13 protein-coding genes and 1 riboswitch are annotated in these 16,473 nt (G+C 73.0%); of the genes, 7 read left to right on the forward strand and 6 right to left on the reverse strand.

Annotated elements, in window-relative coordinates:
* Both LPA42_RS00005 and LPA42_RS00010 read right to left on the reverse strand, forming a co-directional pair.
* The coding region (locus tag LPA42_RS00005) for a PfkB family carbohydrate kinase (RefSeq protein ID WP_228986204.1) at window positions 1–640 on the reverse strand (640 nt) is incomplete at its 3' end.
* Window positions 641–761: 121 nt separating this feature from the next.
* Window positions 762–1,400 (reverse strand): LOG family protein, encoded by a 639-nt coding sequence (locus LPA42_RS00010; protein ID WP_077940014.1) that lies wholly within the window; start codon window positions 1,398–1,400, stop codon window positions 762–764.
* Between the two features lie 173 nt (window positions 1,401–1,573).
* Between LPA42_RS00010 and LPA42_RS00015 the strand changes: the two genes are divergently transcribed.
* The 5 genes from LPA42_RS00015 (at window position 1,574) to LPA42_RS00035 (ending at window position 6,435) form a co-directional block, all read left to right on the forward strand.
* On the forward strand, window positions 1,574–2,545 hold the full coding sequence (locus LPA42_RS00015) for a dihydroorotate dehydrogenase (protein WP_198956761.1): 972 nt from the start codon (window positions 1,574–1,576) through the stop codon (window positions 2,543–2,545).
* Between the two features lie 68 nt (window positions 2,546–2,613).
* A complete protein-coding gene (locus tag LPA42_RS00020) occupies window positions 2,614–3,063 on the forward strand; it encodes a hypothetical protein (protein WP_077940015.1) in 450 nt (149 codons plus the stop codon).
* Between the two features lie 24 nt (window positions 3,064–3,087).
* The gene (locus LPA42_RS00025; RefSeq protein ID WP_077940016.1) at window positions 3,088–4,350 is read left to right on the forward strand and encodes a Zn-dependent hydrolase; all 1,263 of its coding nucleotides are present in this window, start codon (window positions 3,088–3,090) and stop codon (window positions 4,348–4,350) included.
* Complete coding sequence (locus LPA42_RS00030; protein WP_077940017.1) at window positions 4,347–5,201, forward strand: hypothetical protein; 855 nt, start codon at window positions 4,347–4,349, stop codon at window positions 5,199–5,201. Before LPA42_RS00025 ends, LPA42_RS00030 begins: the two co-directional genes overlap by 4 nt.
* Window positions 5,188–6,435, forward strand: coding sequence for a dihydroorotase (locus tag LPA42_RS00035; protein ID WP_077940018.1), 1,248 nt, complete (start codon window positions 5,188–5,190; stop codon window positions 6,433–6,435). The genes LPA42_RS00030 and LPA42_RS00035 overlap by 14 nt, the downstream gene beginning before the upstream one ends.
* Before the next feature lie 35 nt (window positions 6,436–6,470).
* Here LPA42_RS00035 and mmsB read toward each other — a convergent pair whose 3' ends face one another.
* The 3 genes from mmsB to chvE all read right to left on the reverse strand — a co-directional run bounded on the left by mmsB (window position 6,471) and on the right by chvE (window position 10,480).
* Window positions 6,471–7,724 carry a multiple monosaccharide ABC transporter permease gene (gene mmsB / locus LPA42_RS00040; protein WP_091280631.1) on the reverse strand — a complete coding sequence of 418 codons (1,254 nt, stop codon included), beginning with the start codon at window positions 7,722–7,724 and terminating at the stop codon, window positions 6,471–6,473.
* Window positions 7,724–9,259, reverse strand: coding sequence for a multiple monosaccharide ABC transporter ATP-binding protein (gene mmsA / locus LPA42_RS00045; protein ID WP_077940019.1), 1,536 nt, complete (start codon window positions 9,257–9,259; stop codon window positions 7,724–7,726). Before mmsA ends, mmsB begins: the two co-directional genes overlap by 1 nt.
* Before the next feature lie 96 nt (window positions 9,260–9,355).
* Window positions 9,356–10,480, reverse strand: coding sequence for a multiple monosaccharide ABC transporter substrate-binding protein (chvE, locus tag LPA42_RS00050; RefSeq protein ID WP_096761731.1), 1,125 nt, complete (start codon window positions 10,478–10,480; stop codon window positions 9,356–9,358).
* Between the two features lie 249 nt (window positions 10,481–10,729).
* Between chvE and LPA42_RS00055 the strand changes: the two genes are divergently transcribed.
* A complete protein-coding gene (locus tag LPA42_RS00055) occupies window positions 10,730–11,758 on the forward strand; it encodes a serine hydrolase (protein ID WP_077940021.1) in 1,029 nt (342 codons plus the stop codon).
* A 46-nt stretch (window positions 11,759–11,804) separates the two neighbouring features.
* Here LPA42_RS00055 and metH read toward each other — a convergent pair whose 3' ends face one another.
* Entirely contained in the window at window positions 11,805–15,449 is a 3,645-nt protein-coding gene (gene metH / locus LPA42_RS00060; protein ID WP_255378747.1) for a methionine synthase, read from the reverse strand.
* Window positions 15,424–15,501: riboswitch (S-adenosyl-L-homocysteine riboswitch) on the reverse strand. It overlaps the preceding gene by 26 nt.
* Before the next feature lie 98 nt (window positions 15,502–15,599).
* On the opposite strand from metH, the gene LPA42_RS00065 reads away from it, so the two are divergent.
* Window positions 15,600–16,469 (forward strand): LLM class F420-dependent oxidoreductase, encoded by an 870-nt coding sequence (locus tag LPA42_RS00065; protein WP_077940022.1) that lies wholly within the window; start codon window positions 15,600–15,602, stop codon window positions 16,467–16,469.
* The last annotated feature ends 4 nt before the right edge of the window (window positions 16,470–16,473 follow it).

The raw sequence follows: 16,473 nt of genomic DNA on the forward strand, positions 1-16,473 counted from the left end.
CTCCGTCGACCACGCTAACCGGGCGGCCGTCGAGCAGTTCGAGCAGGTCGCCGGCCTCGTGCTCGTTGACCACGAGCGGATCGGCGTGACGCAGCGTCTCGGGGGCGACCGGGACGACCGGGGCCAGGTTCAGCACGAACCTCGTGCCGGCCGCGCCGGCCGAGTCCGCCGCCCACGCGAGGACCCGGGGCGGCACCTCGCCCTGGACCACCACGACCGTCGGCGGTGCCGCGTGGTCGCGGAGGTTCGCGTCGACCGTGGCCCGGTCGATCCGGTCCACCGGCCCGGGCTCGACGACGATCAGGTTCTCGCCCGTCGCCTCGACCACGACGGTGGCCCGCCCGGTGTGCCGGCCGGGGACGACGCCGACCTGCGCGACCGAGACACCGTGGGCGACCAGTTGGTCCCGGACGAACGCCGCGCTGGCGTCGTCGCCGACGGCGCCGAGGAGTGCGCAGGACACGCCCATCCGGGCGATGGCCACCGCCTGGTTGGCTCCCTTGCCGCCGAGCCCGTCGCGGGCGCCGCCGGAGAGCACCGTCTCGCCCCGCCTCGGCAGTCGGGGGACGGCCAGCGAACGGTCGTGGTGGACCGAGCCGATGACCAGGGCTTTTGGTGTCGCCCGCACCAAGTTGATCACTAGGGCGTTCCTTCCGGCCGGCGTGAGGTCCCGTAATCTACGCGCGTTGAATCGGCGCCGTCAACGGTTGTGGAAGAGTGGTTTCCAAGCTGGTTTCGGCTGCTGGCGCACCGGCCGGAGGTCAGGAGCCGGCGGGTGGCCGGGCGGCCCCGGGCGCTCCCGGTCTGCCATCGAGGCCGGTCGGCGACCCGGCGCCGGCACACCCGCCCCCGCGCCCGTCCTGCCCGGCCTCGCCATCGCACAGGGCGGCGACGTCGCGCGCGGTGGCGACGGTGGCGACGAGGTCGGCGCGCGGCTGCCGCAGGAATCCCTGGGCGGCCATCTGGTCGAGCTGCCGCAGGAACGGGTCGAAGAAGCCCTGTGCGTCGAGCACCGCGCACCGGGCCCGGGTGAGGCCGAGCCGCCGCAGGTTGACCGCCTCGGTGATCTCCTCCAGCGTGCCGGGGCCGCCGGGCAGGGCGACGACGACGTCCGACAGGCCCAGGATGCGGGCCCGCCGGGCGGGGCGGGAGGTGGCGACCTCCACCCGGGTCAGCCCCGGATGGGGGGTCTCGTCGCCCTCGCCGGGCGGGGCCAGGATGCCGGTCACCCGGGCGCCGTGGGCCAGCGCCGTCCGGGCGGCGAGCCCCATGACGCCGTCCGCGCCGCCGCCGTAGACGAACTCGCAACCGGAGTCGGCGAGTGCCGAGACCAGCGACGCCACGGCGTGGTGCAGCTCTTCGCGTCCGCTGGCTGCGCCGCCGTACAGGCCGACCCGCACGGGTCCTCCAAGGGGGTGAGTGGGTGGGGCGGCCGGGTGGGCGGCCCCGAGGGGCCCGCCGGCGCTGGGCTTGACACGCCCGACGGGGCGGCCGATACTCCGTAGCCTACTTATGGAAGCAAGCTTTCCGCTAGACGGAAAGCTGCGGCGATTGTGTGACCGAGGGAGTTGGAGTGCAGCCACCAGCCCGGGACCCGGGTCCGTCCGACGCCCCCACGGACCCCCTCGGTGCCGACCCCGGCGTCGACCTGTCCATGCGTATCCGGGGCCTCGCCCTGGCCTCCCCGGTGATGCCCGCCTCGGGCTGTTTCGGGCCGGAGCTGGGCCGGCTGCTCCCCATGCGGGAGCTCGCCGCCGCCGTCACCAAGACGGTCTTCCTCCAGGCCCGCGCCGGCAACCCGGCGCACCGGCTCACCGAGATCCCGGCCGGCGTCGTCAACAGCGTCGGCATCCCCAGCCGAGGCCCGGGCGGCTTCCTCACCCACCAGTACGCCGACTACCAGGCGCTGCCCGCGCCGACGATCGTCAGCATCGGCGGCCACGCGCCCGCGGAGTACGAACAGGTCGCGGAGCAGCTCGGCGGAGCCGGAGCCGGATACGAGCTCAACGTCTCCTGTCCCAACCTCGACACCGACGGCCGGGACATCGGGTCCGATCCCGCCGTGCTCTTCGAGACCGTGGCCCGGGTCCGGGCGGTCACCGACAAACCGGTCATCGCGAAGCTGCCCGTCATGGTGGCCTCCATCGCCGAGTGCGCCCGCGCCGCCCAGGAGGCCGGCGCCGACGCGGTCTGCGTGGCCAACTCGGTCCCGTCGCTTCCCCTCGAACCCGGCAGCCTGCGGCCTGCGCTCGGCAACCGCGTCGGCGGCCTCACCGGCCCACACATCCGCCCCATCGTCCTGCGGCTCGTCTGGCTCGCGGCCAAGGCCGTCGACGTGCCCGTCATCGCCTGCGGCGGGATCGCCACCGCGGACCACGCCCTGGAGTACCTCTCCGTCGGCGCGTCGGCCGTGCAGGTCGGCACCGCCAACTTCAGCCGCCCCACCGCCATGGTCGACGTCGTCCGTGGCCTGCGCTCCCGGTGCCACGCGGCGGGCGTCACCACGCTGTCCGCCCTGCTGCGTACCGATCTCACGCTCGCCTGACCCGGGGCGAGCCAGCCCAGCCCGCCGCGCCCGGCCGCCGCCGCGCGCCGACCAGGAACGAGGAGACCATGCCCGAACTCGCCGACCTCTCCGCGCTCACCGCGCCGCTGACCCGAACCGACGGCGTCGAACGGTGGTTCGACCTCGGCCACGACCCGTCGGCGTCCATCCGACTCGGCGACGCGCTCGCCGCCGTCCTCTCCGCCCGCGCCGTGACCGCCGTCGTGCACTGGGAAGGCGAGGAGGAGGCGGTGCTCGCCCACGTCGTCGCGGCCGCGATGCGCACCCGCCGGGTCACCGTCGTGCAGGAACGCGGCCTCCTCTTCACCTCCGCCGACCTGCCCGCCAGCTCGACCGTCGCCCTGGTCGCCACGGCGTTCACCAGCGTCCGGGCCCTGGCACCGGTCGACGCGATGATGCGCGAGCGGGGACACCGGCTCGACTGCGCCATCACCCTGGACCCGCCCCGACTGCACCTGCCGGCCCCGCCGCACGGGCCCGCACCCGACGGTCACTAGCCCTCTCCGACAGCCAGGAGCACCATGTCCACCCTCGCCACCGTCCCCGCCCTGCAGCCGGCCCGGCTGGAGGAGACGCTGCGGCGGTTCGCCGCCCTGTCCGAACCCGGGCCGGGGGTGTCCCGCCTGGCGTACACGCGCCTCGAACGCCAGGCCCACGACCTCTTCGCGTCCCTCCTCGCCGACCTCGGCATCGCCTCGTACACCGACGCCGCCGGCAACACCATCGGCGAGCTGGCCCCCGACGCCGAGCCCCGCCCCGGCGCGATCGGCACCGGCTCCCACCTCGACAGCGTCCCGCACGGCGGCGCGTACGACGGGACCGTCGGGGTCGTGGCCGCCCTCGCCGTGGCCGCCGCCGCGAGCGCCGGACCCCGCCCCCGGCACCGCCCGTGGCGGTTCGTCGCCTTCGCCGCCGAGGAGGGCGCCCGGTTCGGGCAGGCGTGCAACGGCAGTCGCATCGTCGCCGGCCTCACCGGCGCCGCCGACCTGCGCCAGCTCACCGACCGCACCGGCACGACCATGGCCGCCGCCATGACCGAGTGCGGCCTCGCGCCGGAGCGGGTCGAGACGGCGCGGTGGGACCCCCGGGACTGGCGGGCCTTCGTGGAGCTGCACGTCGAACAGGGCACCGTGCTGGAACACCGGCGGGTGCCCGTCGGGGTGGTCGACACCGTCTCCGGCTCGACCCGGCTGCGCGTCTGCCTGACCGGGGTGGCCTCGCACACCGGCGGCACCCCGATGGACAACCGCCGCGACGCGCTCGCCGCCGCCGCCGAGTGCGTGCTCGACTGCGAACGGCTGGCCGTGGCAGCCACCGACGTCAACACCCGGATCACCGTGGGCGCCCTCACCGTCGAACCCGGCGCGATCACCATCATCCCCGGCCGGGTGGTGTTCACCGTCGACGTCCGCGAGACCGACTACGGCCGGCAACGTGCGGCGGCGCACGCCGTCGGCCAGCGGTGCCGCACCGTCGCGGCGCGGCGCGGCGTCGACGTCGAGGTGGAGGAGCTGGCCGACACCCCGCCGGTGAGCCTGTCCCGCGAGGTGGCGGCGGTGGCCCACGCCGCGGCGACCGCGCTGGGACTGCCCGCCGAGGTGCTGGCCAGCGGCGCGAGCCACGACACCCAGCAGATCAGCCGGCTCATGCCGGCCGGGATCGTCTTCGTCCCCAGCCGCGGCGGGCTGTCCCACTCGCCCGGGGAGTTCAGCACCGCCGACCAGGTCGCCGCGGGCGCGGCCGTGCTCCTGGAGACCATGTACCGGCTGGACGCGACCGCATGACCACCCTGCCACCGGCGGCCGTCCTGGACGTGCTGCCCACCCGTGACCGGCCGATGCCCGCCTGCGACCCGGCGGTCGTCGTCGGCCACGCGCCGCTCGCGCCGGCCATCCACCGGCTGGTGCTGCGCGCCCCCCGCGTCGCCGCGACCGCCCAGGCCGGCCAGTTCGTGATGCTCAGCGTGCCGCAGGCGGCCGGGGAGCTGATCCAGTTGCCCCGGCCGATGGCCGTGCACCGCCGTCGGCCCGGCGGCGACATCGAGGTGGTCTACAACGTCCAGGGACGGGGCACCGAGGCGCTCAGCCGGGTCCGGCCCGGCGACAGCCTCCTGGTCACCGGCCCCCTCGGCCGTGGCTTCGACCTTCCCGCCACCGCCGGCCCGTTGCTGGCGATCGGCCGGGGAATCGGGGTGTGTTCGTTCATGACCCTCGTCGAGGACGCCAGCGCCGCCGGCGTCCCCAGCACCGTGGTCCTGAGCGCCCGCACCGACGATCGCGTCATCGGCCGGTCCGACTGCGCGGAGCTCGGTGCCGAGGCCCTGGCCGTGACCGACCTCGACGGCACCAGCGCCGTCGAGGCCCTCGACCGCAGGCTGGCCGCCCGGTTCGCCGACCGGGCACCCGGGCTGGTCGTGGTGTGCGGCTCCCACCGGCTGACCGCACTCGCCATGACCCTCGCCAGGCGGTGGCAGGTGCCGCTGCAGGTGTCCGTCGAGGCGCACATGGCGTGCGGCCTCGGCTACTGCCACGGCTGCGCGCTGCCCCGCCCGGCAGACCCGGGGCGGGAGGGCCCCCTCGTCTGCTTCGACGGGCCCGTCTTCGCCGTGCAGGGGAGCCCCGGTGCGCCGGCTTGAGGCCGTCCGGCTGACGCCGGACGGGCCGCTGGTCGACGTCACCGTCGCCGACGGCGTGATCGGCGCGATCGAGCCGAGCGGCGGCGGGCCGCCGGCCGTCGAACGGATCGTCCTGCCCGCCCTGGTCGACCTGCACACCCACCTGCGCGACCCCGGCCACCCCGAGGCCGAGGACCTCCGCTCGGGTACGGCCGCCGCGGCGGCGGGCGGGTACTCGGACGTGTTCGCCATTGCCAACACCGCACCACCCACCGACCGCGTCTCCCGGGTCGCCGACCTGCTGGCGCGCGTGCCACGGGGGACCACCCGCGTCCATCCGGTGTCCGCGGTGACACGTGACCTCGCCGGCCGGCGGCTCGTGGACGTGCCTGCGCTCGTCGCGGCCGGGGTGCGGGTCTTCTCCGACGACGGCCGCTGCGTCGCCGACCCCGCCCTGGTCCGGGCGATGCTGGAAGCCTCCCGGGAGCTCGGCGTCGTCTTCGCCCAGCACGCCCAGGACCCCCTCGCCGCCCGCGCCGGCGTCGTCAACGCCCGGGTCGCGGCCCGGGCGGGCGCGGCACCGTGGCCGGCGGCCGGCGAGGAACGCGTCGTCGACCGGGACCTGTCGATCGCCGCCGACACCGGCGGACACCTGCACGTCTGCCACCTCTCCACCGCGGGATCGGTCGAGCTGATCCGGCAGGCGAAGCGGTCGGGCGTCCGGGTCACCTGCGAGGTGACACCGCACCACCTCGTCCTGGACGACGAGGCGGCGCTGCGCGCGGGCGGGGCGCTCAAGGTCAACCCGCCGCTACGGGCCGCCGCCGACGTGCTGGCCCTGCGCGCCGCGCTCGCCGACGGCACCATCGACGTCGTCGCCACCGATCACGCGCCGCACCCGCAGGCGACGAAGACGCGCGGGTGGGCCGACTCGGCGTTCGGGCTGACCGGGCTGGAGACGGCCCTGTCCATCGTCGCCACGGTGCTGCGCGCACCCGACACCGGCCGGGTCGACTGGGCGCGGCTCACCGAGGTGCTCTCCGTCGTGCCGGCCCGCATCGGCGGGATCGCGCCCCGGGCGGGGCGGCCCGTGCGGGTGGGGGAGCCCGCCGACCTGTGCGTGGTCGAGACGGGTGTCCCACGGCCCATCCGCGTCGACCGGCACCGCAGCCGGTCCCGGAACAACCCGTTCGGCGGCTGGACCGTACGCGAGCGGGTCGTCCGTACCCTCGTCGGCGGTCGCGTCGCGCACTGACCGCGACCGCCGACGTGACCCCGGGCCCGCACGCGTCAGCGGGCCGACCCGGCGCGGCGCTTGTTGTAGACGTCGAACGCGACGGCGACGAGCAGCACCAGGCCCTTCACCACCGACTGCATCGACTGGTCGACGCCCATGAGCTGCATGCCGTTGCTCATCACGGCCATGATGAGGCCGCCGACCATCGCGCCGACGACCGTGCCGACCCCGCCGGTGACCGCCGCGCCGCCGATGAACGCCGCGGCGATCGCGTCCAGCTCGAACATGTTGCCGGCGGCGGGCTGCGCCCCGTTGGACCGCGACGAGTAGATGATCCCCGCCACGGCCGACAGGAAGCCCATGTTGACGAAGACCCAGAAGTTGACGGTCTTCACCTTCACCCCGGAGAGCATGGCGGCGGGAAGGTTGCCGCCGATCGCGTAGACCTGGCGGCCGAACACGGTGCGCCGGGTCAGCAGCCCGTACGCGAGGACGAGCACCGCGAGGACGATCAGCACGATCGGCAGGCCCCGGGCGTTCGCCAGCTGCCAGGCGAAGTACATGACGACCGCGCCCACCAGCACGACCCGGGCGACGAACAGCGGGAACGACTCGACCGGCTGCTGGTAGCGGATACGCGCCACCCGCGTGCGGAAGCCGCCGACCGCATACCCGGCGACCGCCACCGCGCCGATGAGCAGGGTGAACGCGTCGAAGCCCTGCCCGCCGAGCAGCCCGTTGAGGAAGCCCGCCGCGATCTGCTGGTATTCGCCCGGGAACGGCGACAGCGAGATGTTGTCCAGCACCCGCAGGGTGAGGCCGCGGAACAGCAGCATGCCGGCGAGGGTCACGATGAAGGCGGGAATGCCGGCGTAGGCGACCCAGAAGCCGTGCCAGGCGCCGACGGCGAGGCCGACGGCCAACGCGGCCAGCACGCCGAGCCACCACGGGTAGCCCTGCTGGATGACGAGCACCGCGGAGACCGCGCCGGTGAGCGCGACCACCGAGCCGACCGACAGGTCGATGTGCCCGCCGATGATCACGATGACCATGCCGATGGCGAGCACCAGGATGTAGGAGTACTGCAGGACGATGTTGGTGATGTTGCCCGGGCTCAGCGAGACGCCGTCGGTCAGCACCGCGAAGAGCGCCACGATGATCACGAGGGCGACGAAGATGCCGCTCTGGCGCAGGTTGCGCATGATCAGCGTACGCGGGTCGCTGATGCCGGTGTGCAGGGCGAGGGCGGGGGCGGCCCCGTCGGCCGGCGGGCGCTGCCCGGGGGAGGAGGATTTGATGTCGGTCATCAGGCCGGTTCCTTGTCCTTCGCCATGAGCTGCATGAGCTTCTCCTGGGTGGCCTCGCCCGCCGGCAGTTCGCCGGTGAGCCGGCCCGCCGCGAGCGTGTAGATGCGGTCGCACATCCCGAGCAGCTCCGGCAGCTCGGAGGAGATGAGCACGACCGCCTTGCCCTGCGCCACGAGCCGGTTGACGATCGTGTAGATCTCGAACTTCGCCCCGACGTCGATGCCGCGCGTCGGCTCGTCGAGGATCAGCACGTCCGGGTCGGTGAACAGCCACTTCGACAGGACGACCTTCTGCTGGTTGCCGCCGGAGAGCTTGCCGACCGTCGCCATGACGCTGGGCGCCTTGATGTTCATGTCGCGGCGGCTGGCCTCGGCGACCCGGATCTCCTCGTTGTCGTGCACCCAGCCGAGGCGGGCGAGCTTGCGCAGCGCCGCCGCCGAGACGTTGTGGCGGATGTCGTCGATGAGGTTGAGGCCGTACCGCTTGCGGTCCTCCGTGGCGTACGCGATGCCGTTGCCGATCGCCTCGGCGACCGTGCGCGCCCGGATCGGGCGGCCGCGCAGGAAGAGCCGGCCGCTGATGTCGCGCCCGTACGACCGGCCGAAGATGCTCATGGCCAGCTCGGTGCGCCCGGCCCCCATGAGCCCGGCGATGCCGACGACCTCGCCGGCGCGGACGGTGAAGCCGACGTCGTCGACCACCGTGCGGTCCTGGATGGGGTGGCGCACCGTCCAGTTCTCCACCCGCAGCACCTCCTCGCCGGGGGACGACACCCGGTCGGGGTAGAAGCTGTGCAGGTCGCGCCCGACCATGCCGCGGATGATCCGGTCCTGGGTCACCTCGCCGGAGCGCACGTCGAGCCGCTCGACCGTGCGCCCGTCGCGCAGGACGGTGATCGAGTCGGCGATCGCGGTGATCTCGCCCAGCTTGTGCGAGATCATGATGCAGGTGATGCCCTGGTCGCGCAGCCGCCGCAGCAGGTCGAGCAGGTGGGCCGAGTCGACGTCGTTGAGGGCGGCGGTCGGCTCGTCCAGGATGAGCAGCTTCACCTTCTTCGACAGCGCCTTGGCGATCTCGACGAGCTGCTGCTTGCCGACGCCGAGCGCCGCGATCGGCGTCACGGCGTTCTCGCGCAGGCCGACGGATTCCAGCAGGGCCGTCGCGTCGGCGTTGGCGCGATTCCAGTCGATGAGGCCGCTGCGCCCGCGCCGCTCGTTGCCGAGGAAGATGTTCTCGGCGATCGACAGGTGCGGCACCAGGGCGAGCTCCTGGTGGATGATGACGATGCCGTGGGCCTCGCTGTCGCGGATGCCGCGGAAGTGCACGGGGCGGCCGTCGAAGACGATCTCGCCGTCGTAGCTGCCCGACGGGTACACCCCCGACAGCACCTTCATCAGGGTGGACTTGCCGGCGCCGTTCTCGCCGCAGATGGCGTGGATCTCGCCGCGCCGCACGGTGATCGAGACGTCCTGGAGCGCCGCCACCCCGGGGAACGTCTTGGTGATGGTGCGCATCTCGAGGATGGTGTCGCTCACGGGCATCCTCCCGCTGTTCGGGTCGTCGGGTGGCGTCGCCGGCCGGGCCGGCGTCCGTCGGGCCCGGGCGACCGCCCGGGCCCGACGGAGACCGGGCTACTTCTTGGCCTGCCCGGCCGCGACCTCCTCGGCCGTCCAGTAGCCGGAGTCGACGAGGACGGACTTGATGTCGTCCTTGAAGACGGTCTGGATCGGCAGCAGGTACGCCGGGACGACCTTGACCTTGTTGTTGTAGGTGGTGGTGTCGTTGGCCTGCGGCTGCTTCTCCTGCAGGAACGCCTCGGCGGCGATGACGGCCTGCTCGGCCAGCAGCCGGGTGTCCTTGAAGACGGTGGAGCTCTGCACGCCGTCGTTGATGAGCTTGATCGAGGCGATCTCGGCGTCCTGGCCGGTCACCACCGGCAGCTTCTTGTTGCCCTTGCCGTAGCCGGCGTTCTGCAGGGCGGTGATGATGCCCCGGGAGATCCCGTCGTACGGCGACAGCACGCCGTCCACCTTGGACCCGTCGTTGTAGCTCGACGTCAGCAGGTCCTCCATCCGCGTCTGGGCGACCCCCTGCTGCCAGCGCAGGGTGGCGGCCTGCTCGATCTTCGTCTGGCCGGACTTCACCTTCAGCGCGCCGTTGTCGAAGAACGGCTTGAGGGTGTCCATCGCCCCGCCGAAGAAGTACTGCGTGTTGTTGTCGTCGAGCGAGCCGGCGAACAGCTCGATGGTGAACGGGCCGGTCGCCGTGCCCTTGGAGCCGTCCTTGTTCTGCAGGCCGAGGCCGACGAGCAGCGCGGTGGCCTGGGCGACGCCGACCTTGTAGTTGTCGAAGCTGACGTAGAAGTCGACGTTGGGGCTGCCGAGGATGAGCCGGTCGTAGGAGATGACCGGGATCTTGGCCTGGGCGGCGGCCTGGAGCTGGCCGGTGAGGGCCGTGCCGTCGATCGCCGCGATGATCAGGACGTCCGCGCCCTGCGTGATCATCTGGTCGATCTGCTGCGACTGGGTGGGGATGTCGTCCCCGGCGTACTGCAGGTCGACCTTGTAGCCCTTGGCCTGCAGCTTCTCCTTCACCGAGTTGCCGTCGGCGATCCACCGCTCCGAGGTCTGCGTCGGCATCGAGACGCCGATGGTCAGGTCGGTGGGCTTCTTGTCGGCGGTGTCGCCGCCTCCGCCGGCCCCCTCGCCGCTGCACGCAGCGATGCTGAGCGCCAGCACGGCGCTGCCGAGTGCCATCAAGAATCTTCTGGACACAGGCTTCCCTCCCAGGACCTCGTGCCGAAAGTGCGGAGCGCGTCCACGCCCCGGTCAGTGTTAGCGCTCACATCCGTCTTGGTCAACATGTTTCGGGAAATGCCGGGGTCACGTTCTCGTAACAGCTCTGACCACTTCGGACCGGGATCTCTCGGCGCAGTCCCGACCTGCCGGGACGCCGTCCGATCGACACGTCTGAGACCATCGTGGCCGACCACTGGGGAGGTTCACATGACCAGCAACGTCACCCGTCGGGCCGCGATCGGGCTGGGCGCGGCCGCCGCCGCGCTCGCCGCCACCGGCCGACCCGCCGCCGCCGAGGGCCGGGCACCGGCCGTCCCGGCTCCGGGGATCCGCACCCGCAGCAGAGCCGAGGTGATCCGCCAGACCTATCTGCAGCAGAAGGCCGCGGCCGGTGGCGTGTGGCACTCACACATCGCGATGGTCGACGGCTCCGGCGCGCTCGCCACGGTCGTGGCCGACGACGCCGACCGCGTCACGCACGGCTACAGCGTGCAGAAGCTCGCCGTCGCCGTCGCGGTGATGGACAAGATCGATCGCGGGCAGCTGCAGCTGGACCAGCGGCTCGACCTGACCGCCGACATCATCCTCGGCGGCAGCGGCATCTACTTCCTGCAGACCGTCTGGGGCGACCAGGTCACCGTCGCCAACTTCCTCACCGCGATGCTGCTCGTCTCCGACAACACGGCGGTGCGGATGTGCGGCCGGGTGGTGCCGGCGCTGGAGATCAACGACATCCTCGCCGCGAAGGGATTCACCCACACCCGTGTCGAGCCCGTCGCCAACCCGAACCGGTTCTACCTCGGCGTCACCACGCCCCGCGAGACCCACGACCTGCTGTGGCGGCTGGCCAACAAGACCATCGTGAGCCCCCGGTCCGCCGACTTCCTGCTCGGCATCCTCCGCTGGATCAACGGCTACCACGACGGCATCCGGCACACCATGTCCTCGGCCGAGCGCAGCCGGGTCGCCACCAAGTACGGCGCCGACTACGACGACCTGGGCGCGGCCCGGCACGAGGCCGGCATCATGTTCGACCCGGCGGGCGCGCCCACCCTGACGTACGCGCTGTTCGCCGACTCCCTCGGCGACCTGGACAACTACGGGTCGACCCACCCGGCGGTGCGGGCGCACGCGGTCCTCGGCCGGACCATGTTCGACGCGATCTGCACCACCACCAACCGCACCGCCCGCGCCCGGCACCACGTCCCGCCGTTCCGCCCGGTCAACGGCGGCTGACCCCGCGCCGGCCGGGCCCGCCGCCGCGCGGGCCCGGCCGCGCCGGTCACGGCTCGTAGGCGAGGTTCGGGCGCAGCCAGCGCTCGACCTCGGCGAGGGCGACGCGACGCCGCGCCGCGTAGTCCTCGGCCTGGTCGCGGCCGATCCGTCCGACCGTGAAGTACCGCGAGTCGGGGTGCGCGAAGATCAGCCCGCTGACGGCGGCCGCAGGCGTCATCGCGTACGACTCCGTCAGGTCGATGCCCAGCGTCTGCGCGCCGAGCAGGTCGAACAGGTCCCGCTTCTCGCTGTGGTCCGGGCTGGCCGGGTAGCCCAGCGCGGGCCGGATGCCCCGGAACCGCTCGGCGTGCAGGTCCGCCAGCGCCGGGGCGGCGTCGGGCTCGAACCAGTCGCGGCGGGCCCGCAGGTGCAGGTGCTCGGCGAACGCCTCGGCGAGCCGGTCGGCCAGCGCCTTGACCATGATGGCGCGGTAGTCGTCGTGCTCGGCCTCGTAGCGGGCGGCCAGCTCCTCCGCGCCGTGCACCGCCACCGCGAAGCCGCCCAGGTGGTCGCCGGCCGGCGCGACGTAGTCGGCGAGGCACCGGTTGGCCCGGCCGGCGGGCTTGGCGGTCTGCTGCCGCAGCATCGGCAGGCGCACCCCGGCGTCGTCGAGGACGATGTCGTCGCCCTCGGCGTGCGCCGTCCAGAAGCCGTACGCGCCCCGGGCGCGCAGCGACCCGTCGGCGATGATCGCGTCCAGCAGGGTGTTGGCGTCGTCGTACAGCTCGCGGGCGACGGGCTGGTCGAGGATCGCCGGGAACTTGCCCTTCAGCTCCCAGGCCAGGAACAGGAACTGCCAGTCGATCATCTCGCGCAGCTCGGTGAGGGACGGCTCGACGACGCGTACGCCGGTGAACGCGGGCACCGGCAGGTCGGCGAAGTCGACCCGCTCGCGGTTGGCGCGAGCCTCGGCGAGGGTGAGCAGCGGCTGGGCGTGCCGGTTGGCGTGCTGCTCGCGCAGCCGCTCCTGCTCGGCCCGGTTGGCCGTGTCGAGGGTCTGCGCCCGGTCGGCGTCGAGCAGGTCGGAGACCACGCCGACGACCCGGGACGCGTCGAGCACGTGGACCGTCGGCCCCTCGTACGCGGGGGCGATGCGCACCGCCGTGTGCTGCCGGGACGTGGTCGCGCCGCCGATGAGCAGCGGCACCCGCAGCCCCCGGCGCTGCATCTCGCCCGCGACGGCGACCATCTCGTCCAGCGACGGCGTGATCAGCCCCGACAGGCCGATCGCGTCGGCGCCCTCGGCCACGGCGGTGTCCAGGATCCGCGCGGCCGGCACCATCACGCCCAGGTCGACGACCTCGTAGTTGTTGCAGCCGAGGACGACGCCGACGATGTTCTTGCCGATGTCGTGCACGTCGCCCTTGACGGTGGCGAGGACGACCTTGCCCTGGCCGTGCCCGGCGGCCCGCTCCTTGGTCATGTACGGCTCGAGGTAGGCCACCGACCGCTTCATCACCCGGGCGCTCTTGACCACCTGCGGCAGGAACATCTTGCCCGCGCCGAACAGGTCGCCGACGACCTTCATGCCGTCCATCAGCGGGCCCTCGATGACGTCGAGGGGCCGGTCGAACAGCAGCCGGGCCTCCTCGGTGTCGGCCTCGACGTGGTCGACGATGCCGTGCACCAGCGCGTGCGTGAGCCGCTCGGCGACGGGCGCGGCCCGCCAGGACAGGTCGACCTCCCGCTTGGTGCCCGACCCGGTGACCGTGGACGCGAAGGTGACCAGCCGGTCGGTGGCGTCGGGCCGGCGGTCGAAGATGACGTCCTCGACGAGTTCGAGGAGGTCCGCCGGGATGTTCTCGTAGACGCTGAGCTGGCCGGCGTTGACGATGCCCATGTCCAGCCCGGCCCGCACGGCGTGGAACAGGAACGCCGAGTGCATCGCCTCGCGCACCACGTCGTTGCCCCGGAACGCGAACGACAGGTTCGAGATGCCGCCGCTGGTGCGCGCGCCGGGGCAGCGGGCCTTGATCAGCGGCAGGGCGTCGATGAACGCCTTCGCGTAGCCGTTGTGCTCGGCGATGCCGGTTGCCACGGCCAGCACGTTCGGGTCGAAGATGATGTCCTCGGGGGCGAAGCCGGCCTTGCCCACCAGCAGGTCGTACGCCCGCCCGCAGATCTGGACCTTGCGCTCGGTGGTGTCGGCCTGGCCCTGCTCGTCGAAGGCCATCACCACGACGCCCGCGCCGTAGTCGCGGATCGTCCGGGCCTGGGCGAGGAACGGCTCCTCGCCCTCCTTCAGGCTGATCGAGTTGACCACGCCCTTGCCCTGCACGCACTTCAGGCCGGCTTCGAGCACGCTCCACCGGGAGCTGTCGATCATGATGGGGATCCGGGCCACCTCGGGCTCGGTGGCGATCAGGTTGAGGAACGTGGTCATCGCCCGCTCGCTGTCGAGCAGGTCGGCGTCCATGTTGACGTCCAGCAGGTTCGCGCCGCCGCGCACCTGCTCGACGGCCACGTCGACCGCGCCCTGGTGGTCGTCGGCCTCGATGAGCCGGCGGAACCGCGCCGAGCCGGTCACGTTGGTGCGCTCGCCGATCATCACGAACCCGGTGTCCGGCCCGATGGTGAACGGCTCCAGACCGCTGAACCGGGTCGCCGGGGTCTCCCGGGCGACCGGCCGTGGCGGCATGCCCCGCACCGCCGCCGCGATCCCGGCGATGTGCGGCGGGGTCGTCCCGCAGCAGCCGCCGACGATGTTGACCAGGCCGTCGCCGGCGAAGCCGCCGAGCAGCGCGCCGATCTCCTCCGGCGTCTGGTCGTAGCCGCCGAACGCGTTGGGCAGCCCGGCGTTGGGGTGCGCGGCGACGTAGGTGCCGGCCAGCCGGGACAGCTCCGCCACGTGCGGGCGCATCTCCGCCGCGCCGAGCGCGCAGTTGACGCCGACGACCAGCGGCTCGGCGTGCGCGATGGAGCGCCAGAACGCCTCCACCGTTTGCCCCGACAGGGTGCGGCCGCTCAGGTCCACCACCGTGACGGAGATCCACAGCGGCAGGTGGGGGGCCGCCTCGCGGGCCGCGGCGATCGCCGCCTTCGCGTTGAGCGTGTCGAAGATCGTCTCCACCAGCAGCAGGTCGACCCCGCCCTCGGCCAGCGCCGCCATCTGCTCCGCGTACGCGGCCTTGACGTCGTCGAACGTGACCGCCCGGTACGCGGGGTCCTCCACCCGTGGCGACAGCGACAGGGTGACGTTGAGCGGGCCGACGGAGCCGGCGACGAACCGCCCGCCCGCCTCGTCCGCGGCCTGCCGGGCGAGCTGCGCGCCGCGCACGTTCATCTCGCGCGCCAGCGCCTCCAGGCCGTAGTCGGCCTGCCCGATGCTCGTGGCCGTGAACGTGTTGGTGGTGGTGATGTCGGCCCCGGCCGCCAGGTATTGCCGGTGCACGTCCAGGATCAGGTCGGGGCGGGTCAGGTTGAGCAGGTCGGGGTCGCCGGTGACGTCGCGGGGATGGTCGTCGCCGATCAGGTCGCCCCGGTAGTCGGCGGGGGAAAGCTTCGCGCCCTGCAGCATCGTGCCCCAGGCGCCGTCGAGCACCACGATGCGCTCGGCCAGCAGCCGCCGCAGCGCCGCAACCGCACCTGAACCGTCGACGGACGAAACCACACCGACCACCCCCGAAGTCTCGGAGGCGCCCTTGGTCCACATGCTCCCAGGTCGAGCGTGGCGGGCCGGGCCCGTCGCAGCGCCTCTCGGCCTGGTAACGGGAGACTACCGGATACCGGCCCAGAACCGTCGAATCGTTCCCACCCAGTGCGACGGCCCGGACGCCACTAGGCTCGACCCGGAGGTGTGGAGATGAAACTCGGGCTGCACTACTGGACGTTCTCGACCCCGGCCGACCCGGCGGCGATCGCGCCGACCCTGGCCGAGACCGCGACCCTCGCCGAGCAGGCGGGGTTCGCGTCCTTCACGGTGATGGACCACTACTTCCAGATGGAGGCCCAAGCCCCGGCCGAGGAGCCGATGCTGGAGGCGTACACGACCCTCGGCTACGTCGCCGCGCTGACCCGGCGGATGACGCTGGGTGTGCTGGTCACCGGCGTCATGTACCGCCACCCGGGGCTGCTCGCCAAGATCGTCACGACGCTGGACGTGCTCTCCGGCGGCCGGGCCCGCCTCGGCATCGGCGCGTCCTGGTACGAGCGGGAACAGCGCGGGCTCGGCGTGCCGGTCGTGCCGGTGGCCGAGCGGTTCGAGCGGCTGGAGGAGACGCTGCGCATCTGCCGGCAGATGTTCGGCGACGACGACGGGCCCTTCGAGGGCCGGCACTACCGGCTGGCCGAGACGCTGAACTCACCGCAGCCGCTGCGCCGCCCGCACCCGCCGATCATGATCGGCGGCGGCGGTGAACGCAAGACGCTGCTGCTGGTCGCCCGGTACGCCGACGCGTGCAACCTGTTCGGCTCCAGCCCCGACGACGTGGCCCACAAGCTGGACGTGCTGCGCGGCCACTGCGCCGCCGAGGGCCGCGACTACGACGCCATCGAGAAGACGGCGATCATGATGCGGCCGCCGCTGGCCGACGTCGACGCGTTCGTCGCCGACGTGGCCGCGTACGCCGCGCTCGGGGTGACCGAGGTGCAGGTCATGCCGGACCGGCACCCGGTGGAGTTCACCCGGCGGGTCGCCGACGAGGTGCTGCCGAGGCTGGCCGACATCGGCTGACCGA

The organism is Micromonospora sp. DH13 (assembly GCF_020873825.1).
Taxonomy (GTDB): domain Bacteria; phylum Actinomycetota; class Actinomycetes; order Mycobacteriales; family Micromonosporaceae; genus Micromonospora; species Micromonospora haikouensis.

Coding starts and splice junctions, on each gene's coding strand:
- LPA42_RS00020 (WP_077940015.1), top strand. CDS start 2,614: ATGCCCGAACTCGCCGACCTCTCCGCGCTCACCGCGCCGCTGACCCGA.
- LPA42_RS00030 (WP_077940017.1), top strand. CDS start 4,347: ATGACCACCCTGCCACCGGCGGCCGTCCTGGACGTGCTGCCCACCCGT.
- chvE (WP_096761731.1), bottom strand. CDS start 10,480: ATGGCACTCGGCAGCGCCGTGCTGGCGCTCAGCATCGCTGCGTGCAGC.
- LPA42_RS00025 (WP_077940016.1), top strand. CDS start 3,088: ATGTCCACCCTCGCCACCGTCCCCGCCCTGCAGCCGGCCCGGCTGGAG.
- LPA42_RS00055 (WP_077940021.1), top strand. CDS start 10,730: ATGACCAGCAACGTCACCCGTCGGGCCGCGATCGGGCTGGGCGCGGCC.
- mmsB (WP_091280631.1), bottom strand. CDS start 7,724: ATGACCGACATCAAATCCTCCTCCCCCGGGCAGCGCCCGCCGGCCGAC.
- LPA42_RS00065 (WP_077940022.1), top strand. CDS start 15,600: ATGAAACTCGGGCTGCACTACTGGACGTTCTCGACCCCGGCCGACCCG.
- metH (WP_255378747.1), bottom strand. CDS start 15,449: ATGTGGACCAAGGGCGCCTCCGAGACTTCGGGGGTGGTCGGTGTGGTT.